24 protein-coding genes and 1 tRNA gene are annotated in these 24,795 nt (G+C 42.2%); 15 read left to right on the forward strand and 10 right to left on the reverse strand.

The window, feature by feature from the left end; genetic code table 11:
* From L2735_RS00185 to L2735_RS00195, 3 genes are all read left to right on the forward strand, one after another.
* A complete protein-coding gene (locus L2735_RS00185) occupies positions 1-468 on the forward strand; it encodes a (2Fe-2S)-binding protein (RefSeq protein ID WP_248982798.1) in 468 nt (155 codons plus the stop codon).
* A gap of 2 nt (positions 469-470) precedes the next feature.
* Positions 471-2,744, forward strand: a complete 2,274-nt coding sequence (locus tag L2735_RS00190) for a xanthine dehydrogenase family protein molybdopterin-binding subunit (RefSeq protein WP_248982799.1) — start codon at positions 471-473, stop codon at positions 2,742-2,744.
* A gap of 98 nt (positions 2,745-2,842) precedes the next feature.
* Positions 2,843-3,334, forward strand: coding sequence for an aspartyl protease family protein (locus tag L2735_RS00195; protein WP_248982800.1), 492 nt, complete (start codon positions 2,843-2,845; stop codon positions 3,332-3,334).
* Positions 3,335-3,418: 84 nt separating this feature from the next.
* On the opposite strand, the gene L2735_RS00200 is transcribed toward L2735_RS00195, so the two are convergent.
* From L2735_RS00200 to L2735_RS00245, 10 genes are all read right to left on the reverse strand, one after another.
* The gene (locus L2735_RS00200; protein ID WP_248982801.1) at positions 3,419-4,216 is read right to left on the reverse strand and encodes a substrate-binding periplasmic protein; all 798 of its coding nucleotides are present in this window, start codon (positions 4,214-4,216) and stop codon (positions 3,419-3,421) included.
* Between the two features lie 258 nt (positions 4,217-4,474).
* Positions 4,475-5,284, reverse strand: a complete 810-nt coding sequence (xthA, locus tag L2735_RS00205) for an exodeoxyribonuclease III (RefSeq protein WP_248982802.1) — start codon at positions 5,282-5,284, stop codon at positions 4,475-4,477.
* Entirely contained in the window at positions 5,284-5,583 is a 300-nt protein-coding gene (locus L2735_RS00210; RefSeq protein ID WP_248982803.1) for a YciI family protein, read from the reverse strand. The genes xthA and L2735_RS00210 overlap by 1 nt, the downstream gene beginning before the upstream one ends.
* A gap of 15 nt (positions 5,584-5,598) precedes the next feature.
* Entirely contained in the window at positions 5,599-6,144 is a 546-nt protein-coding gene (locus L2735_RS00215; protein ID WP_248982804.1) for a septation protein A, read from the reverse strand.
* Between the two features lie 376 nt (positions 6,145-6,520).
* Positions 6,521-7,330 (reverse strand): tryptophan synthase subunit alpha, encoded by an 810-nt coding sequence (gene trpA / locus L2735_RS00220; protein ID WP_248982805.1) that lies wholly within the window; start codon positions 7,328-7,330, stop codon positions 6,521-6,523.
* Positions 7,331-7,339: 9 nt separating this feature from the next.
* Entirely contained in the window at positions 7,340-8,545 is a 1,206-nt protein-coding gene (trpB, locus tag L2735_RS00225) for a tryptophan synthase subunit beta (RefSeq protein ID WP_248982806.1), read from the reverse strand.
* Between the two features lie 71 nt (positions 8,546-8,616).
* On the reverse strand, positions 8,617-10,098 hold the full coding sequence (gene trpCF, locus L2735_RS00230) for a bifunctional indole-3-glycerol-phosphate synthase TrpC/phosphoribosylanthranilate isomerase TrpF (protein ID WP_248982807.1): 1,482 nt from the start codon (positions 10,096-10,098) through the stop codon (positions 8,617-8,619).
* A complete protein-coding gene (trpD, locus tag L2735_RS00235; RefSeq protein WP_248982808.1) occupies positions 10,098-11,138 on the reverse strand; it encodes an anthranilate phosphoribosyltransferase in 1,041 nt (346 codons plus the stop codon). Before trpD ends, trpCF begins: the two co-directional genes overlap by 1 nt.
* Complete coding sequence (locus L2735_RS00240) at positions 11,138-11,758, reverse strand: aminodeoxychorismate/anthranilate synthase component II (RefSeq protein ID WP_248983025.1); 621 nt, start codon at positions 11,756-11,758, stop codon at positions 11,138-11,140. The genes trpD and L2735_RS00240 overlap by 1 nt, the downstream gene beginning before the upstream one ends.
* Positions 11,759-11,784: 26 nt before the next feature.
* Entirely contained in the window at positions 11,785-13,338 is a 1,554-nt protein-coding gene (locus tag L2735_RS00245) for an anthranilate synthase component 1 (protein WP_428848279.1), read from the reverse strand.
* 462 nt (positions 13,339-13,800) lie between these two features.
* On the opposite strand from L2735_RS00245, the gene rnm reads away from it, so the two are divergent.
* The 12 genes from rnm to L2735_RS00305 all read left to right on the forward strand — a co-directional run bounded on the left by rnm (position 13,801) and on the right by L2735_RS00305 (position 24,596).
* Positions 13,801-14,661 carry an RNase RNM gene (gene rnm, locus L2735_RS00250; RefSeq protein ID WP_248982810.1) on the forward strand — a complete coding sequence of 287 codons (861 nt, stop codon included), beginning with the start codon at positions 13,801-13,803 and terminating at the stop codon, positions 14,659-14,661.
* Positions 14,658-15,278 (forward strand): L-threonylcarbamoyladenylate synthase, encoded by a 621-nt coding sequence (locus L2735_RS00255; protein ID WP_248982811.1) that lies wholly within the window; start codon positions 14,658-14,660, stop codon positions 15,276-15,278. Before rnm ends, L2735_RS00255 begins: the two co-directional genes overlap by 4 nt.
* 259 nt (positions 15,279-15,537) lie before the next feature.
* Entirely contained in the window at positions 15,538-16,326 is a 789-nt protein-coding gene (locus tag L2735_RS00260) for a segregation and condensation protein A (RefSeq protein WP_248982812.1), read from the forward strand.
* 32 nt (positions 16,327-16,358) lie between these two features.
* Positions 16,359-16,946 (forward strand): SMC-Scp complex subunit ScpB, encoded by a 588-nt coding sequence (gene scpB / locus L2735_RS00265; protein ID WP_248982813.1) that lies wholly within the window; start codon positions 16,359-16,361, stop codon positions 16,944-16,946.
* Positions 16,947-17,819, forward strand: coding sequence for a 23S rRNA pseudouridine(2605) synthase RluB (rluB, locus tag L2735_RS00270; RefSeq protein ID WP_248982814.1), 873 nt, complete (start codon positions 16,947-16,949; stop codon positions 17,817-17,819).
* 201 nt (positions 17,820-18,020) lie between these two features.
* Positions 18,021-18,353, forward strand: coding sequence for a hypothetical protein (locus tag L2735_RS00275; protein ID WP_248982815.1), 333 nt, complete (start codon positions 18,021-18,023; stop codon positions 18,351-18,353).
* A gap of 111 nt (positions 18,354-18,464) precedes the next feature.
* A tRNA-Ser gene (locus L2735_RS00280) sits at positions 18,465-18,555 on the forward strand.
* Positions 18,556-19,481: 926 nt separating this feature from the next.
* Positions 19,482-20,009 carry a hypothetical protein gene (locus tag L2735_RS00285; RefSeq protein ID WP_248982816.1) on the forward strand — a complete coding sequence of 176 codons (528 nt, stop codon included), beginning with the start codon at positions 19,482-19,484 and terminating at the stop codon, positions 20,007-20,009.
* Positions 20,010-20,286: 277 nt separating this feature from the next.
* Entirely contained in the window at positions 20,287-22,383 is a 2,097-nt protein-coding gene (locus tag L2735_RS00290) for a hypothetical protein (RefSeq protein ID WP_248982817.1), read from the forward strand.
* A gap of 561 nt (positions 22,384-22,944) precedes the next feature.
* A complete protein-coding gene (locus L2735_RS00295) occupies positions 22,945-23,409 on the forward strand; it encodes a GNAT family N-acetyltransferase (RefSeq protein WP_248982818.1) in 465 nt (154 codons plus the stop codon).
* Between the two features lie 215 nt (positions 23,410-23,624).
* Entirely contained in the window at positions 23,625-24,149 is a 525-nt protein-coding gene (locus L2735_RS00300; RefSeq protein ID WP_248982819.1) for a nuclear transport factor 2-like protein, read from the forward strand.
* Between the two features lie 48 nt (positions 24,150-24,197).
* The gene (locus tag L2735_RS00305; RefSeq protein WP_248982820.1) at positions 24,198-24,596 is read left to right on the forward strand and encodes an ACT domain-containing protein; all 399 of its coding nucleotides are present in this window, start codon (positions 24,198-24,200) and stop codon (positions 24,594-24,596) included.
* Positions 24,597-24,795: the final 199 nt, after the last annotated feature.

Below are 24,795 nucleotides of genomic sequence, written 5' to 3' on the forward strand. Positions count from 1 at the left end.
ATGATGCAACAAAAGCAAACACTTGAAGTGAACGGTAAAAGCTTCACCTTAGATGCAGATCCAAATATGCCAATTCTATGGGCGCTGCGAGATATTTTAGGCTTAACGGGCACCAAATATGGCTGCGGTGCAGGCCTTTGCGGCGCGTGTACCGTACACATTGATGGTGCGCCAGTTCGCGGCTGCTTAACCAGCATCAAACAAGCTGCGGGTAAGTCAGTCACCACCATTGAAGGACTCGAAGCCGATAAGCTAAAAGCTGCATGGGAGAAACATAACGTGCCGCAATGTGGCTACTGCCAAGCTGGGCAACTTATGTCAGCGGCAGCGTTACTTAACACCACAGCCAAACCTTCTGAAGCGCAAATCGATGATGCCATGTCAGGTAATATTTGTCGCTGCGGCACCTATCCTCGCATTAAAGCTGCAATCAATACCGCTGCAGACAACAGTAAAGCGGAGGCATAACCATGACCACATTTACCGGAGTTGAAAATATTAGCCGTCGTAACGTGCTTAAACTGTTTGGCGCAGTGGGCGGAGGCTTAGCACTAGGCGCATCAGGTTTAGCGTGGAGCCCAATGTCTATGGCTCAAGGGGCTATGGCTCAAGAGGGTAGCGCTCAAGGCAAACAAGCGCAGCTGAATATCTTTATCGCCATTGGCGAAGACAACAAAGTGTATCTAACCTGTCACCGCTCTGAAATGGGACAGGGTATAAGAACTGGTGTGCCGCAAGTATTAGCTGATGAGCTAGAAGCTGAATGGGATCAAATAGTCGTGGTTCAAGGTTTGGCTGATGAGCAATATGGTAGTCAAAACACTGATGGTAGCCGCAGTATCCGTAAGCATTATCAAAAAATGCGTCAAATGGGCGCAACAGCAAGAAGCATGCTAGAGCAAGCGGCCGCTAATCAGTGGCAAGTGTCAACGGCAGATGTGTATGCCAAAGCAGGTAAAATTCATCATAAAACCAATGGTAAAAGCCTGTCATTTGGCGAGCTTGCTATTGCAGCCTCAGCACTTACTACACCCGCACTTGATAGCGTGGCATTAAAGCCTGCGTCAAAATTTACCCATATCGGAAAATCGCCCACCATAGTCGATATGGACGATATGCTTAGCGGCAAAGCTGAATACGGCTTTGATGTCAAAGTAGCAGGAATGGTGCACGCCTCAATCACTCGACCGCCAGTATTCGGTAGTGATGTGGCTACCTTAGATGATAGCGCCGCCCGTAAAGTCGCAGGCGTATTGGATGTGATTCAAATTCCTATCGTAAAAGGTGCGCCGTTGTTTCAGCCGCTTGGCGGAGTTGCCGTTATTGCAACCAATAGTTGGAGTGCGCTGCAAGGGCGTAAAGCGTTAAAAGTCACTTGGACAGACTCTGCTAACAGCCAATATAACTCGGATGCCGATTTAGCTGAGCTTGTGAAACGCGTTGGCGAGTCTGGTACGGTTATTCGTCAGCTGGGCGAATCAGTTAATGATTGGAGTGACGATAATAGTTTATCAGCAGTTTATACCGTGCCTTATTTGACCCATGCCATGATGGAGCCGCCAGCGGCTGCGGCATCAGTGACTAAAGATAGCTGTGAGATTTGGGCATCAACTCAAACACCGCAAAGCACTCAGAAAAATGTCGCTGGTGTTTTAGGTTTAAAAGACGAGCAAGTTAAAGTGAATGTCACCTTGCTTGGTGGCGGTTTCGGGCGTAAGTCAAAACCTGACTTTAGCGCCGAGGCGGCGTGGTTATCTCAAAAAATCACTAAACCCGTAAAGCTGTTATGGAGCCGTGAAGATGAAATTCAAAACGGCTATTACCATGCTATTAGTGCGCAGCATTACCAAGCAAAGTTAGATGGCAATAAAGCCCCAACGGCATTACTTGCCCGCACTGGCTTCCCATCGATTAGCTCAACCTTTGCCGAAGGCGTCGATATGCCATCAGCAGGGGAGTTAGACCTTGGTTTTTCTGATATGCCGTTTAACTTAAGCCAAATTCAGCTGGAATCAGTCAAAGCTACTGCGCATTCTCGTATCGGTTGGATGCGCTCAGTGTGTAATATTCAACATGGCTTTGGTGTCGGAAGTTTTGTCGATGAACTTGCCGTCAATGCTGGTAAACCCTGTATTAGTATGTGGCGTGAGTTGTTGGGCAAACCGCGACATGAAAAGCTTGAAAACCAAGTGGTGAAATACGGTAACTATGGCGAGACTTTAGCAGACTTCCCTATTGATATTGGCCGCTATTTAGGTGTGATTGATGCAGTTGAAAAGGCCATGGCAACACACCCTAAAATCCAAGCCAATCAAGGTTGGGGTTTTGCAGTACATCGCAGCTTTGTTAGCTATGTTGCAGTCGCCACATTAGTTGAAATGGATGGCGATAAGCTCACCGTATTAAAAAGCATTGCCGCCATTGATGCAGGCACTGTGGTGAACCCAGATAGAGTGCACTCGCAAACTGAAGGCGCGATCATATTCGGGTTAAGCCTCGCGATGATGGGCGAAATTAGTTACAAAGACGGAAAAGTCGAGCAATCTAATTTCCATAATTATCCGCTGCTACGCATCGGTCAGTCACCTGAAATCGAAACCATTATTGTCGAGTCAGATGCAAAACCTGCAGGTGTTGGTGAACCTGGCGTACCGCCAGTAGCACCAAGTTTAACCAATGCCATATTTGCAGCCTCAGGTAAACGCTATCGCGATTTACCACTGAGTAAAGTGCTGAAGATGTAGTATAAATCTTTGAGTCATAACAATGCCCAAGTTAGCAATAGCTTGGGCATTTTTTTGAATTTAAATAGGCAGGTATTAATCAAAAATATTTAGGCTTATTGGGCTTTGACCTGCTGCAATTAATCGCTAAAGGGCTGCAATTTCCTGAGCTGCAAACTCAGTTGCTGGCGCAATATACTCTTGATGAAACCAAGAATAACCTCAGTTTGTTTTCATCAGGTTTTGGCATACCTTACGTTGTGGTTAATATTAATGAACAAGAAGTGGGACTGATTTTAGATACTGGCTCACAATATTCGATAATCAATCGTAAGAATGCCGTCGACTTATCTATTGCTTCTGAAGTTATTCCTAATGCCTATGGCCAAGATATTAATGGCAAACAGATCCCAATTAGCATGAGTGATTCTGTCGTGGTGTCTAATGGTAAGGCTTCACTATTTGAAAACCGCTTTATTGTTACCGATCTTGATTCAGTCATTGTTAACGATAGCTTCAATCATCAAGTCATCGGGATTATCGGGCTCAATCAATTAAAATCATTAAATACCCAAATAGGTTTTGAATCTAATACGGTTACTTTTCAATAGGCTGATTTTTTACAAAACATCGGCTTTTGTAGGAAGGAGTAGCATGTGGTCAAGAGCTTTTAAGAATAGCCCTAAATGTGCTGATCACTTGGTTAGCTCAGAAACACCGCTATAGCTCCGCTCAGCCTTAAGCAATATATCTTGATATAAGTTGGTTTGTTTTAATTGCGAAATAGCCTCATTGACTAGCATGGCGGTATGGGGATCATGGCAAGCAATATAGCGAGGCGCTGGATCGAATAATTTGACCTTAGTGACTTCAAAAGGTGATTTAATTCGGCTGTCGATTTGGTTGCGGTAATAATCGAAAATCCGTTGTTCAAGAATGATAGCTTGAATCCGCTCACTGAATAGCATCAAGATTTGGTTTTTTTGACTGGCAATTTCATGATAACTTTTATGTGTTATTGATAGCTCCGAAAACTCTGCTCCTAAGTAGTGGTTCGCATTTTGAAATCCTACTAAAGAGTAGTTTTTAAGATCTTGAATAGTGTCTATTTTCAGTTTGTTTTTGGTCAGAAAAAACACGCTATTTTGATACTCGATTAAGCTTTGAGTTAAGAATAGTCCGTCGCTATTTGAGGGGGAGTTGATGATACAGTCGATTTTTTTTGTTTTGACTAATCGCAAAGCCCTAAGGTTGGTAGCAAAAGTAATGCCCCCCAATTGCAAGTTGCTCGCAGATAATGCTGCATCTAATAATTCATATTGCAGACCACTTTTCTTATTCACAAAAAAGTAGGGCTCAATGCTATTACTGGTTGTAAAATGAATGGATTTTTTTTCTGACGCGAGAACAATATCACTTGATAAGATGAGCGTAAAAAGGACAAATACGCTGAAAACCGTAGGCTTGTTATTTGAATGTTCAATATACTTCAAATTAGGTTGTCCTTTTAAAGTTGTTACTCAATTCAGAGCTAAAACACTTGCATAAGCATTCTCTAATTTAAGGCGAAACATTACAAATAATATTTGCGTAGTGTTAGAACATTTACATTATAAGAAAGTATAGAGTATGGAAATATACACTGAGAGGTATTTTGCCTCGCCTCAAAACAAAAAGCCTAACGTATTAACGTTAGGCTTTTGGGGTTTGCTGTTCGTATCGAGCAGTTACCCTTTACTAGTCACTCTTAACTAGTCAGAGAAGGTGCTCCAAATCGGCGCATGATCTGATGGCTTTTCAATGCCGCGTAAATCGTAATCTACGTCAGATTCAGTCAGGCGTGGTAGTAATGATTGAGTAACCATGACTACATCAATACGTAGGCCGCGGTTATCGACAAAGCCTTTACTGCGATAATCAAACCACGAGTAACGCTCGGTGCGCTCAGGGTGTAATTCACGGAAGCTATCGACTAAGCCCCAGTCTTTTAGACGCTGTAGCCATTCACGCTCTTCTGGCTGAAAGCTACATTTACCGGTTTTTAACCAGCGCTTGGCATTCACATCACCAATACCAATGTCTAAATCCATTGGTGAGATGTTGATGTCACCAATTATGGCGATGTCTTCATCTGGGGTGTGGTTGTCAGCAAGGTGCTGCATTAGGTCTTGATAGAACTTACGCTTAGCTGGGTATTTTGTTTCATGGCTGATGTTTTCACCTTGGGGGAAATAACCATTCATCACGGTAATGACGCGGCCATTTGCTTGGGTAAATTTACCCATGATCATTCGGCGCTGTGCATCTTCAGCATCATCTTTAAACCCTTTGATGATTTCGATTGGCTCAGCTTTTGATAGCATAGCAACGCCGTAATGGGCTTTGCCGCCATGGTAATGCACGTGATAACCCATAGCTTCAACGTCTGCTACTGGAAATGCTTCGTCGTGAACCTTAGTTTCTTGTAGGCCGATAACGTCAGGCTGGTGGCTGTCGATAAGTGCTTGCAGTTGATGTAAGCGCGCGCGAATACCATTGATGTTGAATGAGACAATTTTCATTAGACAAGTACTCGCTTAAATGGCTTAACAATCACACTAGCGTATACGCCAGCATCGATATATGGGTCTTGGTCTGCCCATGCTTGTGCGGCAACTAATGACTCAAACTCGGCAACTACCAGTGAACCGGTAAACCCTGCTTCTGCTGGGTTTTCGTTATCAATGGCTGGGTGTGGGCCTGCAACCAATAAGCGACCTTCAGCGGCTAAGGCTTCTAACCTTGCTAAGTGAGCAGGGCGGGCATTCATGCGCTTTTCTAGACTGTTTTCAACATCTTGTGACGAAATCATGTACCACATAGATAGGTTCCTTAATTATTTTAGCTGTTCTGATTCATCATGTTCCATATGTTTATACAGGTACATAACGGTAATAACAGTATTCACTAGGGTTAGGGCGGTTAAACCAAATACTTTAAAGTTTACCCAGGTTTCTAACGGCATGCTAAAGGCGATATAGATGTTGCCTAAACCACAAGCGACAAAGAAGGCGACCCAATACCAAGTGACATTTGCCCAAACTTTGTCAGGACATTTCATCTCTTTGCCCAGCATGCTTTTAAGGATTGGCTTGCCAATCAATTGGCTGACAAGCAGCGCGATAGCAAAGAAGGCATAAACAATGGTGACTTTCCATTTGATAAAGGCATCGTCATGGAAGATAAGCGTTAAGGTACCGAAAAATGTCACCATCGCAAAAGTGATGAGGTGCATTTTTTCAACTTGCTTGTACAGGATATAAGTGACGATTAATTGCACTGCAGTGGCGGCAATTAACGCTCCAGTTGCGGTGTAAATATCGTAAAACTTGTATATGGCAAAAAAGATGACCAATGGAAGAAAATCGAGCAATTGTTTCATATGATGCGACAGCCTAAATAAATAAGTCAATTTACTGATTAATATTCATTCTTGCCTTATTGAGCTTGGCTTGGGTATTAATCATGATGGAAATAGTAGGCTCTGAGTCTAGCATGGCAGCTAGGTTAATATGAAGGGCAGTGGAGGCTTGTTTATTGGATTTAGTCGTAATTTAGTCGTAATAGCGGTTAATAAAAATTCATAAAGGCGATAAAAAATGCCACTCGAATGAGTGGCATTAATAGTCTTAAATCAAGCTTAATAATGAGCGGAATAACCCACTATTTTATTCGCTTATTTTTAACTGCTCTTAAAAGCTGATACTTATAAACTGGTGCTTAAAAATCGTTACTTAGAAGCTGTTACTTAAAAGCTGTTATATAAGCGTCGCTGCTTTCATGTTGCGGGTAAACTCAGCTAGCGCGCTAAGTAAGGCTTTTTCATCGTCTTTGTTACGCTCGATGATTTTAACCACTGCAGAGCCTGAAATTGCGCCTGCTGCACCCGCTTTAATGGCTTCACTTACTTGCTTAGGCTCAGCAATACCAAAACCTAATAGCGGTGGTGGTGCATTAAATTCAGCAAGTTTGGCAAGCACTTCACCAATTGGCGCACCTGCTTTTGACTCTGTGCCAGTCACACCCGCACGCGATAACAAGTAGGTATAACCTTGGCCATGTTCACTGACCATTTTAATGGTGTCTGTATCGGCATTGGGCGGTGCGATAAAAATAGGGGCAATGCCATGCTTATGAGCCGCTTCGCTGAACGGGGCTGACTCTTCAACAGGCACATCAGCAATCAATACTGAATCCACGCCCGCTTGTTTAGCTTTAGCGTAAAATTCATCAGTGCCATTGGCGAATACGAGGTTAGCGTATAGCAATAGTCCAATTGGCATCTCAGGGTATAACTCGCGCACTTGTGTGAGTAGTGAGAAACAATCGGCAACTGTGGTGCCTGAATCTAACGCTCGTAAGTTAGCGCCTTGAATCACTGGGCCGTCAGCTAATGGATCAGAAAACGGGAAACCTAGCTCTAACGCATCAGCGCCATTATCCACTAAGGTTTTAATGATCTTTAACGAAATCCCAACGGTTGGGTCGCCAAGGGTCACGAACGGCACAAATGCGCCTTGTTGTTTTTGCGCTAATTGGTCAAAAGCTGCTTGATAACGATTTGTCATGATAAGTCCTTATTTCGCAGCTTCAGCTGACGCTTTTTGTTCTAAGATGTCAGATACCGTGAAGATATCTTTATCACCGCGGCCTGATAAGTTAACCACTAAAATGGTTTCCTTGGTGGCTTCTTTGGCCATACGGACTGCGTATGCAATCGCGTGAGCTGACTCAAGCGCTGGGATAATTCCTTCAGTGCGAGCAAGCAACTGGAAGCACTCTAGCGCTTCATCATCGGTTGCAGACTCGTAACGGGCGCGACCTGTGGCGTTAAGGTAAGCATGCTGTGGTCCAACAGATGGGAAATCAAGACCTGCAGATACTGAATATGACTCTTCAATTTGGCCATCACTGTCTTGCATCAGCGGCGCTTTCATACCAAAGAAAATACCGGTTTTACCGTGCTTAAGCGGTGCGCCGTGCATTGGCGTATCAATGCCTTTACCTGCAGGCTCAACGCCGATAAGTTCAACGTCTTTTTCATCGATAAAGTCTGCAAACATACCAATTGCGTTTGAACCACCGCCGACACAGGCGATAACAGCATCTGGTAAGCGACCTTCTTTTTCAAGGATTTGCTTTTTGGTTTCTTCACCAATCATGCGTTGGAATTCACGTACGATAGTTGGGAATGGATGCGGCCCCGCTGCAGTACCAAGTAGGTAATGCGCTTTTTCATAACTTGCTGACCAGTCGCGCATGGCTTCGTTACAGGCATCTTTCAGTGTTGATGAACCTGAAGTCACAGGAATAACCTCTGCGCCCATAAGCTTCATTCTAAATACGTTTGGTGATTGACGTTCAACGTCTTTCGCGCCCATGTAAACCTTACATTTAAGGTCTAACAACGCACAAGCTAAGGCTGTTGCAACGCCATGTTGGCCTGCACCGGTTTCAGCAATAATTTCTTTTTTACCCATACGTTTTGCTAATAGCGCCTGACCAAGTACTTGGTTAGTTTTGTGCGCGCCGCCATGGAGTAAATCTTCTCGTTTCAGATAGATTTTAACCATAGGGTTAGGGCTTAAGTTACGGGTTAAGGTTAATGCCGTTGGTCGACCTGCATAGTTCTTCAGTAAGTCAGTAAACTCTTTTTGAAAGTCTTCATCTTGCTGGGCTTCAACAAAAGCGGTTTCTAATTGCTTCAGTGCTGGCACAAGAATTTGCGGTACGTACATGCCGCCGTATTCGCCAAAATAAGGGTCAAGCTTAAGCTTCGTCATTGGGTCTTCCTTATCAATATTGTGTGAAATACCCATGCTGGCTATTTCGTAATGCTGTATTAAATTTGGTGCTAATTCTTTCTGATTGCTGCAAATGCTTGGGCAATCTTTTGCGCATCTTTAATTCCGGGCTCTGATTCAACACCTGAGTTGAGATCTAAACCGTAAAAACCTTGTTGGTTAGCATCGAGTGCGTTTTCAGGTGTTAGCCCACCTGCAAGCATGCTGTTTTCTCGCTCTGCATTGGTAATGGCAGAATTATCGAATAACGCTTGCCAGTTAAATGTCTCGCCCGTGCCGCCAAAGCCTGTGGTGTTTTTGCTATCGAATAAGTAACGATCGCAACCCTCTGGTTTATCGCCAACATTATTGTCGCTTACAGTATTAGTATCGGCTGCAGTATCAACACTGACTGCTTTCCAAATTTGGCAATCAAGTTCAGCTTCAGCCAATAACTGTTTTAGCTCGCTAATATCTTCACTGTTTTCGCTGCCATGAAGCTGCACTACAGCTAAACCAACAGCCTTAACGGTTGCTACGATTTCTGGGTTAGGCTTGTTGACGAATACACCAACAAAGTTCAAGCCCGTTTTCGCTTCTGATTCAGTTAGTGCTTGTCGGCTTTGCTCAACCAGTGAAGCTGCTTGCTCGACAGTCACGTTACGAGGTGATTTAGGGTGAAAGATTAATCCACCGAACACTGCGCCAGCTTGGGTGACTGCTTTGATATCTTCAAGGCGGGTTAAGCCGCACACTTTGTTATTGCCAAAAATCAGCTGACGACAAGCAAGGTCAATGTCCTCTTGTGCCATGATAGAACTGCCTACAAGGTAGCCGTCTACTAACGGATTTAAGCGCTTAACCTGTTGGTTATTATAGATGCCAGATTCACTGATAATGACTCTGTCAGTTGGAATTTGTGGCGCTAACGCTTCAGTTGTGGCTAAATCAGTGCTTAAGTCACGTAGGTTGCGGTTGTTAATACCCACAATGCGTGCGTTAAGATCAATTGCGCGTTCAAGTTCTTCTTGGTTACTGACTTCGGTTAGCGCATCTAAATTGTATTTCGCAGCTTCTTCGGCCAGTAATTTATATTGCTCATCATCCAGAACCGACAGCATTAACAATACGGCATCTGCGCCTTGGTGAGCGGCCAGTTTGATTTGGTATGGGTCAACAAAGAAGTCTTTACATAAGATTGGCTGACTGACACGTGCACGCACCAATGGAATGTAATCAATATCGCCATGGAAGAACTGCTCATCGGTTAACACCGAAATGCCAGCAGCGTATTTACCGTAAATATTAGCAATGGCTTCAACATCAAACACTGGGCGAATAAGCCCTTTTGACGGACTGGCCTTTTTACATTCAAAAATATAACCCGCATTTGGCGCTTTAAGGGCATCAAATAAACTGCGGTCAGATATTTTAGGTTGCAAGTTGGCTTCTGGGTAACGCAGTTTAAGCGAGGCAATATGAGCAACTTTGGTATCAACGATTTTAGTTAATACGTTAGATTCTTTATCCGTTTTATTCGCAACTGTAGGCATTAGTGTGCTTCCTCTTGCTGACTTGCTTCAGCCAGTTGATTTAAGACGTTAATCGCTTTGCCGCTATTAATGGTTTCAAGCGCAAGTTTAGTGCCTTGCTGCACTGTGTCACACACTCCGCTGACATAAAGCGCACAGCCTGCATTAATCGCAACAGCGTCACGGTGGGCAGGTTTACCTTCGCCTTTTAAAATTGCTTGAGTTATAAGGGCATTATCACTTGGCTCACCGCCTTCAAGGGCTGAAATTTCAGCAGGTTCAACTCCTAATTCTTGCGGGGTTAACGTATAAAAGCGAATGTTACCGTCATTTAACTCCGCCACTTGGGTTTCACCGTGAAGGGCGACTTCATCAAGGCCACTTCCATAAACTACCATGGCGCGTTTAACACCTAATGCGTTTAACACATTAACGATAGGTGCAATCAGCTTTGGAGAGTATACACCCAGTAGCATAGCTTCAGGTTTTGCTGGGTTAATCAGCGGGCCTAAGATATTAAAGATGGTGCGGGTTTTAAGTGCTTGCCTTACAGGAACTGCGTGACGCACACCAGCGTGATAATGAGGTGCAAATAAGAAACATAATCCAAAGTCTTCAATGCATTGGCTGGCCGCTTCTGGCGTCATCGTTAGGCCGATACCACAATGAGATAACACATCAGAGGCGCCTGATTTACTTGATACGCCGCGGTTGCCGTGTTTGGCCACTTTAGCGCCAGCAGCTGCTGCAACAAATGATGCTGTGGTGGAGATATTAATGGTGTTATGACCATCACCGCCAGTACCCACAATATCCACAACGCCTGTCGCTAATGATTGAGCGCTGCGCGGAAAAGGTTTAGCCGCTTTACGAAGTGCATCAGCTGCGCCAGTTATTTCTTCAATGGTTTCGCCGCGCATTTTAAGCGCCACTAACATACCGGCCATAGTAACTGGGTCCATTTCACCTTCAACAATGGCGGTGAATAACTCTGCGCTTTGGCTGCGCGTTAACGCATTGCCTTGATAAAGTGAGTCTAACAGAGGTTGAAGTTGAGACATTATAAGGCTCCCTTTTGGCTACTGGATTGGCTACTTTCATTAGCATGGGTCAGGTAAGTTAGCGTTTGGGTTAATAGCGTGCTACCTAAAGTGGTTAAAATCGACTCTGGATGAAACTGGAATCCTACCGCTTTATCTTGCGGGTGGATCACCGCCATTGGCATATCTTCAGTGGTGGCAATTACGTTTAAACAATCAGGCACCTTGGTGGCAACTAAGCTGTGATAACGGGCTACTGGAAGCGGAGAAGGTAAGTTAGCAAATACGCCTTCACCATTATGAATAGTTGGGCTGGCTTTACCGTGCACCACAAAAGGAGCACGTTCGACTTTACCGCCGTAGTACTCAATCATGGCTTGATGGCCTAAACAAATACCTAGCATAGGTACTTTGCCTGCCACTTTACCGATAAGCTCCATCATACAACCTGCTTCATGAGGTGCACCTGGACCTGGTGACAGGACTAATGCCGCATTACCTGATTCGGCGATAAGCTTTTCAGCTAAGTAGTCAGCGCTTACGTCATTACGGTAAATCAGCACTTCAAAACCTAAGCTGCGGAACTGATCCACTAGGTTGTAGGTGAATGAGTCAAAGTTATCTAATAAATACAGTTTCATGTTATTGGTGCTCTGAGAAGTCGTCATTATAATCCACCTCCCATTTTGATGGCAGAAATCACCGCTTGGGCTTTTTGACGGGTTTCGTCGGCTTCAGCTTGTGGGTCAGAATCAAACACCACCCCAGCGCCAGCTTGAATAAAGGCCACATCGTTTTTAACGAAGGCTGAGCGGATAACGATACAAGTATCCATATCACCTAAACCATTAACGTAACCAACTGCGCCGCCATAACTGCCACGGCGGGCTTGCTCGGCTTCTCGAACCAATTGTGATGCACGCACTTTAGGTGCGCCCACTAAGGTGCCCATATTCATACAGGCTTGATAAGCATGCAGTGCATCTAAGTCTTCACGTAATTGACCGGTTACGCGACTGACTAAATGCATCACGTGTGAGTAGCGGTCAACTTTTAGTAATTCTGCTACTTTACGGCTACCGCTTTGGCTAATACGGGCAATATCGTTACGGGCTAAATCAACCAGCATTAAATGCTCAGATAATTCTTTTTTATCAAGGCGTAGTTCAAGTTCAATACGGCTGTCTAAGTCAAAATCAATGCTGCCATCGGCAGCTTTACCGCGCTGACGTGTGCCAGCAATTGGGTACACTTCAACTTGGTTGCTTGCAGCATCATATTTGAGTGCGCTTTCAGGTGAGGCGCCAAATAACGTGAAGTCAGGGCCGCGAAAGTAAAACATATACGGGCTTGGATTCGTTAGGCGTAGTGCTCGATAAGCCCCTAAGGTATTTGGGCATGGCAGGCTAAAACTTCTTGAAGGCACAACTTGGAAAATATCACCTGCAACAATGTGCTCTTTTAAATCAACCACTGTTTGCTTAAAGGTTTCGTCGCTGATGTTAACTTGTGTGTCAGCATCGACAGTCACTAAAGGTTCAACAGGTGCTAATGTTTGGCATTGCTGTTTTACATCAGTGACTCGTTTAGCCAGTGTGTCAGCAAATAGTGCGTCATTAGAAAACTGGTGGGTGATAATTTCAGCTTGCTGCTGTTGGTGGTCAACAAGAATTAATGTTTCAGCGAGGTAGAATAAGTAATCAGGGCAATCGTTATCAGCATTAGGAACTTCTGGTAATGGCTCTACAGTATCAATTAAGTCATACGCTAGCACACCACCTAAAAACAAATCTTCGAAGGCATCTTTTTGGTCAGTTTGAATGTGCTGGACAAACATTCTTAAACCATCAAGCGGTGATGTGGATTTTAAACGCGCATCTTCATCTTGTAACTGCTTGGCTTTGGCAAGGTTAATGACTAATACATTATCTTGCTGTTGCTGCTCACTGGTTTCGAAGAAGTCGCTTATAGGCGAAAGTAGGCTAGCACCATTGTCGGTGAGGGCTGAGAAAGTCAGCTTATAACCATCACATCTCACCATCATTGCGGCGTGGGTCAGTACGATGCTTTTTAAATGGTCTTTACTTTCTATTTCAGCAGATTCAAGCAACATTGTATGTGGCGCATTTGCGGTGACATGCTGATAAAGGCTCAATGGATCAGCGTGGTACGCTAATGATTGTTTTTGCGTTATGACATGGGCGAACTGATGTTTCATAATACGTATTGCGCCTCTTTAAAATGTTGATTTTTCATACTTAGTACTCTATTTCTTGTTCGGTTTGCATTTGTTATATCGAAGAGTGCAAGCCGTAAATAGCAAGAAAGCCCACATCTCTGCGGGCTTTCTAGTAAAATCTTGTGTTATTTAAATAACTACAACGCTTCACACCACCCGTTAATTTGGGAAGTGCCACCACCAATTGATGTTAAGTGCGTTAAAGTTTGTCATTTAAATCGAATCTCTTGATTTTAGGTCGTATATCTAAAAGGTTAGCAAAATGCGTTTGGCTAACGTATGCCTTATAGAAGACCTTAGCTGGCCTTTAAAGTCAATTGAATATTTCTCAAATTTGGCATTTTTTTGTTCATGGCGGCTAAAGCGTCATCAATTTGCTGAATATGTAGCAAATAATCACCACAGGGTTAAGCTTTTCAACAAAGATTAAAGTACAATAACGTTATGATAACAGACACTCTATTGGCCGATCTCCATAGCCATACGACCGCATCTGACGGCGTACTTACTCCTGCTGAACTTGTTGAACGTGCCATTGAAAAGGGCGTTCAAATGTTAGCAATAACTGATCACGATACCGTTGCAGGACTTGCTGAAGCGCATCAATTTAATCAGCAACACGAAACACCGCTAAAATTAATTGATGGTGTTGAAATATCTACCCGTTGGAACAATTTTGATATCCACATTGTTGGTCTCAACATGGATAAACAAGCCCCTGTTTTACTCGATTTTTTGAGTCGTCAACGTGAATTACGTGAAGAACGCGCTCTGGAAATTGGTAACCGTTTAGCCAAAGCAGGTATTGAAGGCGCATACGAAGGTGCCAAACATTATGCCGCTGGTGCTGCGATTAGCCGAGGTCATTATGCCCGTTGGTTGGCAGAAAACGGCTATGCTAAAGATATGCCTAGTGTGTTTAAACGTTATTTAGCACGCGGAAAAACCGGTTATGTCCCTAATAACTGGAGTGACATGGCAACCGCTATCGACATTATTCATCAAACCGGTGGCGTGGCAGTATTAGCACATCCAAGCGGCTATAAACTATCAGCTAAGTGGCTTAAGCGTTTAGTACGTGAGTATAAAGAGGCAGGTGGCGATGCGATGGAAGTCGTACTAGGTCAACAAAGCATTGATGATCGCGCTAACTTGGTCGCTTTAAGCCATTTGAATAACTTAATGGGTTCTATAGGCAGTGACTTTCACTTCCCAAGTAATTGGATCGAGTTAGGCAAAAATTTATTCCAACCTGCTGGCATACAGTGGGTTTGGCAATCAGAATCTTGGACGGAGCGAACATGAGCCAATTCTTTTATATACATGACGAAAACCCGCAAGCAAGATTGATTAACCAAGCGGTTAATATTCTAAAGCAAGGTGGGGTGATTGTTTACCCAACTGATTCAGGCTATGCATTAGGCTGTATGATTGGCGAGAAAGATGCCATGACCCGCATGGCGCGAATTCGTAAAATAGACAACGATAATAACTTCTCGTTGATGTGTCGCGACTTATCTGAACTGGCAAACTTTGCCCGTGTTGATAACCAAGCGTACCGTTTACTAAAAAGCTGCACCCCTGGGCCTTACACTTTTATCTTTAAAGCCAGTAAGGAAGTTCCGCGCAGGTTACAGTGTGATAAAAAGAAAACCATTGGTATTCGTGTCCCTGATAACTTGATTGCGTTGGCTTTACTTGAAGCCCTTGAAGCGCCGATTATGTCGACCAGTTTAGTGATGCCAGACGAAGAGTTTGCCGAGTCTGATCCTGAACATATTCGCGATATTTTAGAGCACAGTGTCGATGCCATTATCCATGGTGGTTATTTAGCTGAAAACCAAACTACAGTGATTGATATGTCTGAAGGCGATATGCTGATCGTCCGTGAAGGTGCAGGTGATATTAGTCCGTTTGAATAAAAGATGATGGAGTGAATATTCCCGCCACTAACAGCGTGTAAAAGACGTTAAGCGACAAGCGGTTGTTTTTTACTCGACAAGTTTGCAGGATAGTTGTTTCAACCCTAGGCAATAGTGCGTATAATCGCGCGTTTGGTAATTTCTAGCTATAATTTTGACGTAATAGCCAGAGTTAAGGGTAATTCAGTTTGACGCTTTAATGGTGTTATTAATTGTTTTAACCATCTGATATTAAGTCATTAAATTAAGGAATGAACAAATGCAGGGTATACAAAAAAGTTTACCTTTAGCAGTTGTTCGCGGTGAAGCACTCGATGCAATGCCGACCGATTTGTTTATTCCACCTGAAGCGCTTGAAGTGTTTTTAGAGACATTTGAAGGGCCATTAGATTTATTATTATATTTAATTCGCAAGCAAAAACTGGATGTAGTTGACTTGCCGATTGAAAAAATTACCACTCAGTATTTAGTCTATATTGATATTTTAACTGAAGCGCGAATTGAGCTGGCTGCCGACTATTTAGTGATGGCAGCAACGCTTGCGGAAATTAAATCTCGTCTGTTGTTACCTAAAATAGTGACCGCAGATGAAGAGGAAGAAGATCCTCGTGTGGTGTTAATTCGCCAGTTAAAAGCCTATGAAGTGATCAAACAGGCCGCAGCTGACTTAGATGGCTTGCCACGATTGGAGCGGGATGTTTACTTAGCGCAAGCTAAAGCCGCACCCAATATTAAGCCGGTGATCATGCCTCCTGAAGTATCATTAGTTGATATCGCTCAGGCGTTTTCTGAGGTATTAAAACGAATTGATGCAAACGAACATCATCATGTAAAACGTGAGTTGCTTTCAACCCGCGAGCGGATGAGTCAGATTTTAGCCAAACTATCGACCGAAAATTTTATTCCTTTTACCGACTTATTTGATGTCAGTGAAGGCAAAGCGGGTGTGGTAGTGAGCTTTTTAGCTTTGATGGAACTCGTCAAAGAACTATTAGTCGACTTAGTGCAAAATGAGCCGTTAGCGCCAATTTACGTTAAAGCATTTTAAAGTGCGTGGCACTCGATACGAGAAAGGACATCATGCAAATAAATGACATTCAATTAAAACAGTTAATCGAAGCCAGTTTATTTGTAATGGGAAAACCACTCAGTATCAAAATGATAAAAGATACCGTACTGGTAAAGTTTGATGTGTCTCGAGCAAGGATTAAAACTTGCTTGGACGAATTACAACAAGATTATCAAGAGCGTGGGGTACAACTAGTTGAAGTGGCTAGTGGTTATCGCTTTCAAACCCAAGAGTTGTTGAGTGAATTCTTACAACCTTTGTGGCAAGAAAAATCCCCTAAATATTCACGTGCGACGTTAGAAACCTTAGCGGTGATTGCTTACCAGCAACCAGTAACCCGTGGTGATATTGAACATGTAAGAGGTGTGGCCGTCAGCAGCCACATAATAAAGAGTTTAGCTGATAGACATTGGGTAAAAACCGTAGGCCATAAAGAAGTTCCTGGGCGACCAGCACTCTATGCCACTACCACAGAGTTTTTATCCTATTTTGGCTTGAAAGCGTTAGCGGATTTACCTTCGCTGACGGATGAAGAGTCATTGCAGGCGCTATTTGAGAAAGTTTCAATGGCACCACAACAAACAGAAGAGTCGAACTAGATGAGCGAAAAATTGCAGAAAGTCTTGGCCCGTGCAGGCCATGGCTCCCGTCGTGAGATGGAGGCATGGATTGCTGCAGGCCGTATTAGTGTAGACGGAGAAATTGCCAGTTTAGGTGATCGCGTTGAAGCAGACGCTAAAATCCGCATCGATGGTCGTGCCATCGTGATCAAAACTGAAGAAGACATTATTTGTCGTGTATTGGCTTACCATAAGCCAGAAGGCGAGATTTGTAGTCGTAAAGATCCTGAAGGAAGAACCACGGTTTTCGAACGTTTACCTAAGATACGTGATTCACGTTGGGTAGCCGTTGGACGTTTGGATATTAATACTTCAGGTTTATTATTATTCACATCAGACGGTGAGCTTGCTAACCGTTTAATGCACCCATCAAACGAAGTTGATCGTGAATATGCGGTACGTACTTTTGGTGAAGTGCCAGAAGCTGCAGTACAGCGTTTACGCAAAGGCGTAACCCTTGAAGATGGCCCTGCAAGTTTTGATAGCATCAAACCTGCTGGTGGCGAAGGCTTAAACAAGTGGTGGCATGTGACACTTAAAGAAGGACGTAACCGTGAGGTTCGTCGTTTATGGGAGTCGCAAGAAGTACAAGTTAGCCGTCTAATCCGTGTTCGCTACGGTATGGTAGAGCTTCCAAAAGCATTGCCTCGTGGTGGTTGGACTGAGCTTGATATGGAACAAGTTAACTACTTGCGTCAACTAGCTGGGTTAGAGCCAGAAACCCGTACATTACTTGGCACCGATAAACACAGTGTTGCTCGTGCTCAAGTTAAAGGCGCTAAAATTCGCCGTGCTGTGCGTAAACACAAAACGGTTGCTGCGCGTCCTAAAACCACTCGTCAACGTACTTAAACCAGTACATTTGATGAATGCGGTATCGCGTAAAATTAAGGTCACCTAAGGTGGCCTTTTTTATTACCTGAAATTGAACCCGCGTAGGAAATTAACGCTAAAAACCTCAGCGACTTCCTTGAAACTGTGTATATCGCTAACTATATTTAGTTTGATGGTTTTTTCATCATTAACGTGTACTTACAGATAAGGGAGTATTTAATGAAAAAGTTAATCGTCATATTGGTTGCTTGTCTTTTATATGGCTGTGCATCAGCACCGACATGGAAAGGAATGTCAGAAAGAGAGATAGCAGATTGGAAAGCCATTGGGTTTGATGCAGCCAAAGCACAAACATGGAGTAAAAGTGGTTTTAATGCCGAGCAGTCTCAGCAATGGAGCAAAGCCAGCTTTAGTGTAGATTCAGCTTCAGCCTGGTCAAAAGAGAAATTTAATCCAGAAGAAGCGGGTACCTGGAAACAAGCAGGCTTTGAATTAGATGATGCAGTTGAAGATAGAGCAAAAGGTTTAACCCCAGTAAAAATGGATAAATAGTGTTAATTTTAGGCATTAAAGCCGAGATTGCTGCTCAAATAGCCAAATGAACAAATTATTTCAATTTCTACTTTACACCAGCGAGGGAGATAGCTATTATCTCGCTCGTTCGGAGAGATGGCAGAGTGGTCGAATGCACCGGTCTTGAAAACCGGCATGGGTTTGTAGCCCATCTAGGGTTCAAATCCCTATCTCTCCGCCATATTTATCGAAAGAGCCCGCTAGCAATAGCGGGCTTTTTTGTGTCTGGATTTTGAAGCTTTAATGAAAATGGTTTGTAGCTCATAATGTAGGGGATATAACCGTTTATGCTCCCAAATTTGTTTACTATTTACAAATCAAAGTCGTGGCGTTTCGCCAAAAGCAAAAGAAACATCGCAGGATTCCATCCTGCACAGGCCAAAAGGGTATCAACAGCAATACCCTCTTGGATCACCCTGCCGCCCCAGACTAAAAATGCTGAAAAGCGCATATTTTCGATGGGGATATATCCAACTTCTGACTTCGTTTGTCGACTGCATTAGACTTATTCGAAAATGCTAACGCTTCCGATGGGCCTTCCATGGCCCCGCGAAAGCTAGCCTGACGCCCTGTCAGGCTCACGCTATTTTCTTCAACGCTCTCAATTCAACTTGAGTCTTTTAGCTGATCAGATTCTTGGTTTTTGTAGCTTTTTTAATTGCGACGAATATAGTCAAATCGAAGAGACAATCATCCCAGTGTAGATGCGTTCAAGACCTTCGAAAACATGGATGTTTTCGCAGAGCCCACATGGATGTGTTTACGGCGAGTCTTGGATGCATCTGTACATAAGGTCACTCTTTCACATCTGAACCATAGGGATATGGTAAATGTCAGTATGATGTCTGGAACATCATTGACCATGTGATCGCGACATTCCGTTCATCCTGAACATTCCTGCGGCAGGCAATGGATTAGATTGAAGTAATGGTCTTCAATAATTGAGCAAGTATAAATGAATTACAGAGTTGCTGTTCGTAACTCACTTATGCCCCAAAACGAGTTTAGGATGAAATGAAATTCGTATTTTACTCGGTGTATTTAGTTGCCTTTGAGCTATAGGATAAAATGACGGATGTAATTCATTTTGGATGGGAGGAGATAATAGTGATTTCAGAACTTGAACTAGACAGAGCTTTTGCAGGTCAAATTGAAAACTCCATTAATTTTCAACAATGGTTTTTAGGAAAAACAAAGTTCTCAGAGCAATCAGATGACCTGCGTCTACTACACAAGGAACAGGCCAACCTAAAGCCGAAAAAGAAACAAGAAAATTGGTGGCGGCACTGGTGGTGCAAAATTGAAGATGGTAGTGAATCTGAAACGGATATATTTTTAGTTTTTGAGAATAAAGAAAGTCAGCAAAGAATCGCACTTCATATTGAGGATAAGCCTCCACATGGAAAATTCACGCCAAATCAATATTTAAACTATAAAAAGCGAGCCGAGTTTATGAAGGGTAAAGCAGAATTCATGGCTTATGATGATTTTGCAACGGTTTTGGTCTCGCCAAAGGTCTTTATAGAAAGGAATCAAGAGGAAGTAGCTAATTTCGATTCGATTGTCACCTATGAAGAAGTGTCTGAGTATATAGCGCTTTTTGGAGATTCTATAAATGAATCTAATACTAAATAAGGTTAAATGAAAAGCCTGTTTTAGTGCTGATAACTTTAAATGTGCTGTCGCGATAATATGGGCGCTTCCTTCGTACTAAATATAATTGTATAACCCCATACTTACCGGCCCTTGGGCTGATGGTTAAGCAAGGCTTTTCATTGATGGCAAAGAACTATTTTATGATGTTCATTTATTATACAATAGTTTTTTTCTTGCCCATTAAATGGATATTATGCGCTTCTTTCAAGAATTAAAAAGACGTAATGTTTTTAAAGTCGCTATAAGTTACTTAGTCTTGAGTTGGCTAATAATTCAGGTGGTATCACTTGCCGTGCCTGCTTTACATTTGCCTACATGGGTAAATTCATTAGTGTTTTTGTTTGTGATCATTGGCCTACCTTTTGCGCTGTTTTTTGCTTGGGCATTTGAGCTCACCCCTGAAGGTATTAAGCGTACTAGCGAAGTGACTGAAGAAGCCTCCATTGCCCCGCAAACCGGGCAGAAACTGAATATTCTATTAACCACTTTATTAGTAATAGCACTCGGTTATATTAGCTACAATCATTGGGTAACGAGCGACAACGTCTCGGGTGGTCGTGTACAAATAAAATCAACCAGCACACCCTCTGAAAGTAAACAAATCAGTAACCAATTAGAACAAAAAGCGGTTTTACCTTTGGCTGTCTTACCTTTTGTTAATTTAAGTAATGACCCTGATCAAGAATACTTTGTTGATGGTTTGACCGAAGAATTACTTAACAGCTTAACCCGAATTGATGGACTTAAAGTGACCGCCCGTACATCTAGCTTTGCCTATAAAAACAAAAGCATGGATATGCGCGATATCGCTGAAGAACTTAGTGTCGATTACCTCGTGGAAGGTAGTGTACGTAAAAGCGGAGAAGATATACGCATCACAGTTCAGTTAATCGAAGCTGCATCTGGCAGTCATATATTATCTGACACCTTTGATCGCAAACTAGTTAACGTATTCACTTTACAAGAAAACATTAGTAATCAAGTAGCAGCTGCGTTAAAGCTGTCGCTAATTGATAAAGACACCCGCTATACCACTGCCTTAACAAAACTGGATTATATTGCGGTTGAACAATTGGTCACCGCGCGTAGTCTACTCAGTGACCGAACCGAAGAGTCCAACCTAAAAGGTATTAAAATCCTCGAAGCCTTAGATGAAAAATACCCTAACACCCCAGAAATCATTGGCCTCGCTGCTTATACCTATATGGAGAAGTCAGCAATTGGTGACACAAGCGGCATTGAACATGCTGAAGGCATGGCGAAAAAAGCCTTGGCACTAGATAATAAAAATATCGATGCGTTAAATACGCTGGTACATTATTACGATGACTTTGCCGATACTCGACCTATTTCATTGGAAAAAGACCGCCAGCTCATCCGTTATTATCCCGCAGTTGCTGAACACTATAAAATTTTATTGGGTCATGCTGCTAATTTAATGCTGCCCTGTGAAGAAATTCAGGAAGAATTAGATAAAGTACCAAACGGGATTTTTAACAAATTAGAGCAACAACAATACCAATATTGGTTAAACCAATGCCTTTCCCCTAAACAAGCGGCGCAACAATTGTTGGAACACCCCGACGAAGGTATTGAAGACTATTGGGCAGAGCGCCATGTTCCTGATCATTATTTTTTATCTACACAACAAAAATTTGAGGCGAACCCCAATCTGGCAAATTCTTCCTTTTTTTATCTTAATTTACTGGATATAGGCGCTTATCAGCTGGCAAAGCGCGTGGCCCAAAAATTCGATTTCAACAAAACAGGGTATTGGGCATTATATGCGTCTATCTCAGCTTATATGTACGATATTCAATTAGAAAAATCCCCCATAGATTTACTTTACTTATTACAACGAGACTTTAGAAATACAGTAGATATCTGGATTATGGCAGCACTCATTAAGCAGACTAAAACGGAAGAAAAGTCAGCTTTGTTGATGGATTATTTAGACCAAGCCCCGTCCTTCGAGCTATCGGTTCAAAATGTATGGGAAGCTTTGGGGTTAGTCATGCTGCAATACCACACAGGGCAGATAGAACAAAGCCAACATAGCGCGCAAACAATCTTCAATGCGCTTGCTCAATATAAAACACAATATCCAGAGTCATTCCAATTCTGGCGGCTTAATAGCTTGTACCTGATTGCCAGTTTTTACAGTGACAATATGGCGCACAGCGAACAAATTCTGCAGCAGGGATTCAACGACGAGTACTCTTATTGGTGGGATTCAGCCGGCCTGAACAATTTTGTGTTATCACCGTGGAAAGACCATGCTGTGGTAGTAGAGTATATGAGTCGGATTGAGCTTGACCGACAGCGAATACGGGAAAAGTATGGGTTAAAGTAAGCCGATACGAAAAATGTTTCACAATTCATAACTAACTACTATTTGCAACTATCGGGGCAGGACAACGTGAAGTCGAAATTAGTATTGATTTTATCCACAATAGACTCTAGGTCGTTTTGCTCGTGATAGTTAGAATTCTATAATAATTTCTTAAGCCGAAAGCTCTCTTTTAGAGATAAGAGTATTTTGTCGGTCGACTATTGGCTAATTAAAGTCATAAGGTAATTATTGATGTTAATGCCTAGAATTTGGATTATTAGCTATTTTATAGCATTAAGTTTTCTTATGAATCGTCAGTTTATAACAAACTTTATTTTTAAGTTCATAAGACCGAATGCTGATTAATCCATCTAAACCACCTATACAAGCGCTTAAGGTATCAAGATACTTTTACTAATCTAAATCCAGTGTTCTAGATTAGAAACTCTAACTAGCTTTTGTCCAAGAAATAGTTAGAAATTCAATTCTAAACTTAACCCTCTTGGCATTGACTCTTTTTACGATTATCTTTAACCACTAGTCGTTTTGATGAATTAACTGAGTGAGTTAATAAAACTATTTATGACACAAATCCAATTAGTTTTAGCCCAAATTGAAGATGCTGCGCTATTAAAAGCACTGGCAGTTAAAGCGTTTCAAGCTGACTTTGAACAATACGGTAGTTTTCCGCCACATATTGAATCCACGCCTTGGCATCAGCAAAGCATTGAGTCTGGTCACTATTATATTATTAAGCATGATAGTCAGACTGCCGGTGGCATTTTATTAGTACCAAAAAGCCTGACAGAAATTGAAGTGAAGTACTTCTTTATTGCGCCAGCATTTCAAAATAAATGCATAGGCTTAGATACTATTTCTTTACTGGAAAAACGCTATCCTGATGTGCTTAATTGGTCGTTAGTGACTCCTTATAAAGCCTTTCGTAATCACCATTTTTATCAAAAATTAGGTTATAAAAAAGTCGGTGAAATTCAGCCTGAACCCAATGAAAATTTTTGGCTGTTTGAATACCAAAAAACGATTTGATTACACACCTTTCATCATTCTTCACTCCTCAGTTTAATTGCTCTGTTTATCCACCTTGATCTATCCCCTTCGTTTATAGCCTTGGTTTAAGATCTTAATTATGACCTCTGTGACGAGCTTAGCTAACAGCCGTTGCAGTTCAGTTTTTTATTCAGTAAGTTACAGACTTAAATTAGTAAAATTAGATGTAATGGATTATTAGCGTTAAGGAAAATATGATGAAATGGAATTTTTTAACTAATATGGCTCAATTACGTGTATCGCTGCAGATGTTGTTAGCCGTGTATTTACTTGCAATTGCACCGTTTAAAGCACTGGCTGAAGATAAACCGACTGCAATTGAGTTTGACTATCAAGCCTTTACTCAAGACTACTTTGAAGCATGGAAAGGTTCACAAAAACCTGATGCCACCAAAGAAGATTTAGAACATTATTTATCTTTTTTAACTGATGATGTGGGTTATCAACATTTACCTTGGAGTGATGATGATAGTCGTCAGCCAGATGGCAAAGCTGCACTGCGTAAAGGAATGACTTACTACTTAGCCTCACACGATGAGTATTCTGCCAAACTCACTAATCAAGCTTATGGACATAATGTAATTATGATTGAGTTTCATACCGTTGCCAAAGGGATACACCCAGATAATGGCCAAGTTACCCATCATGATAATGGTTCATTTGAAGTGCTTGAAATCGACAATGGCAAGGTGTCAGTGATTAGGCACTATTCTAAATAAAGAGCTAAGTAATTTGCTAAATAAACTAAGAGTAACCAAGGAATTAAGATGTCAGGAATAACGGATTTATCAAAGTTACTATCAAATATGTCGCCAGAACTACAAGCTGGTGAGTTTGTCTTTTGTAGTGTTAAAGGGTGCATAGCTGATTATGCTCATTTAAATCCATTATGTTTTTTTCATGAGCAAGAAGGGCTGACTTTAGTACTTGCAGTTGAATCTGCGATTCAAGCTTATTTGCCTTTTGAAGCGAGGTTTAAACAAATCACGTTAACAGTGCATTCCAGTTTAGAAGCGGTGGGGCTCACCGCTGCTATTTCTCAAAAGCTGACTGATAATGGCATCAGTGCCAATGTTATTGCTGCCTATTATCATGACCATATTTTTGTTCCTGTAGATAAAGCGGCAATTGCGATGTCATCTTTAAAGGAATTTTCAGCGGTATGAACTCAGGTTTTAATCTTTCAAAACATGCTTAAAGAATACTTTTAGGTGATTAAGCTATTCACTTTGTTGTTTATCCGCATAAGAACCTGTTCCCTTTAAATTAACGATATATCCGCTTCATCCAAGAACCATATTATAACTCGCTAATTTCATGGTTATATTTGAGTTCCATATCAAATTAACTCTATACTGCATTTAT

This window comes from Shewanella olleyana (assembly GCF_023283825.1).
GTDB lineage: Bacteria > Pseudomonadota > Gammaproteobacteria > Enterobacterales > Shewanellaceae > Shewanella > Shewanella olleyana.

Excerpts from the sequence above, each read along its gene's own strand:
- L2735_RS00185 (WP_248982798.1), top strand. The coding sequence starts at position 1 with ATGATGCAACAAAAGCAAACACTTGAAGTGAACGGTAAAAGCTTCACC.
- L2735_RS00190 (WP_248982799.1), top strand. The coding sequence starts at position 471 with ATGACCACATTTACCGGAGTTGAAAATATTAGCCGTCGTAACGTGCTT.
- xthA (WP_248982802.1), bottom strand. The coding sequence starts at position 5,284 with ATGAAAATTGTCTCATTCAACATCAATGGTATTCGCGCGCGCTTACAT.
- L2735_RS00210 (WP_248982803.1), bottom strand. The coding sequence starts at position 5,583 with ATGTGGTACATGATTTCGTCACAAGATGTTGAAAACAGTCTAGAAAAG.
- L2735_RS00215 (WP_248982804.1), bottom strand. The coding sequence starts at position 6,144 with ATGAAACAATTGCTCGATTTTCTTCCATTGGTCATCTTTTTTGCCATA.
- trpA (WP_248982805.1), bottom strand. The coding sequence starts at position 7,330 with ATGACAAATCGTTATCAAGCAGCTTTTGACCAATTAGCGCAAAAACAA.
- trpB (WP_248982806.1), bottom strand. The coding sequence starts at position 8,545 with ATGACGAAGCTTAAGCTTGACCCTTATTTTGGCGAATACGGCGGCATG.
- trpCF (WP_248982807.1), bottom strand. The coding sequence starts at position 10,098 with ATGCCTACAGTTGCGAATAAAACGGATAAAGAATCTAACGTATTAACT.
- trpD (WP_248982808.1), bottom strand. The coding sequence starts at position 11,138 with ATGTCTCAACTTCAACCTCTGTTAGACTCACTTTATCAAGGCAATGCG.
- L2735_RS00240 (WP_248983025.1), bottom strand. The coding sequence starts at position 11,758 with ATGAAACTGTATTTATTAGATAACTTTGACTCATTCACCTACAACCTA.
- rnm (WP_248982810.1), top strand. The coding sequence starts at position 13,801 with ATGATAACAGACACTCTATTGGCCGATCTCCATAGCCATACGACCGCA.
- L2735_RS00255 (WP_248982811.1), top strand. The coding sequence starts at position 14,658 with ATGAGCCAATTCTTTTATATACATGACGAAAACCCGCAAGCAAGATTG.
- L2735_RS00260 (WP_248982812.1), top strand. The coding sequence starts at position 15,538 with ATGCAGGGTATACAAAAAAGTTTACCTTTAGCAGTTGTTCGCGGTGAA.
- scpB (WP_248982813.1), top strand. The coding sequence starts at position 16,359 with ATGCAAATAAATGACATTCAATTAAAACAGTTAATCGAAGCCAGTTTA.
- rluB (WP_248982814.1), top strand. The coding sequence starts at position 16,947 with ATGAGCGAAAAATTGCAGAAAGTCTTGGCCCGTGCAGGCCATGGCTCC.
- L2735_RS00275 (WP_248982815.1), top strand. The coding sequence starts at position 18,021 with ATGAAAAAGTTAATCGTCATATTGGTTGCTTGTCTTTTATATGGCTGT.
- L2735_RS00295 (WP_248982818.1), top strand. The coding sequence starts at position 22,945 with ATGACACAAATCCAATTAGTTTTAGCCCAAATTGAAGATGCTGCGCTA.
- L2735_RS00300 (WP_248982819.1), top strand. The coding sequence starts at position 23,625 with ATGATGAAATGGAATTTTTTAACTAATATGGCTCAATTACGTGTATCG.
- L2735_RS00305 (WP_248982820.1), top strand. The coding sequence starts at position 24,198 with ATGTCAGGAATAACGGATTTATCAAAGTTACTATCAAATATGTCGCCA.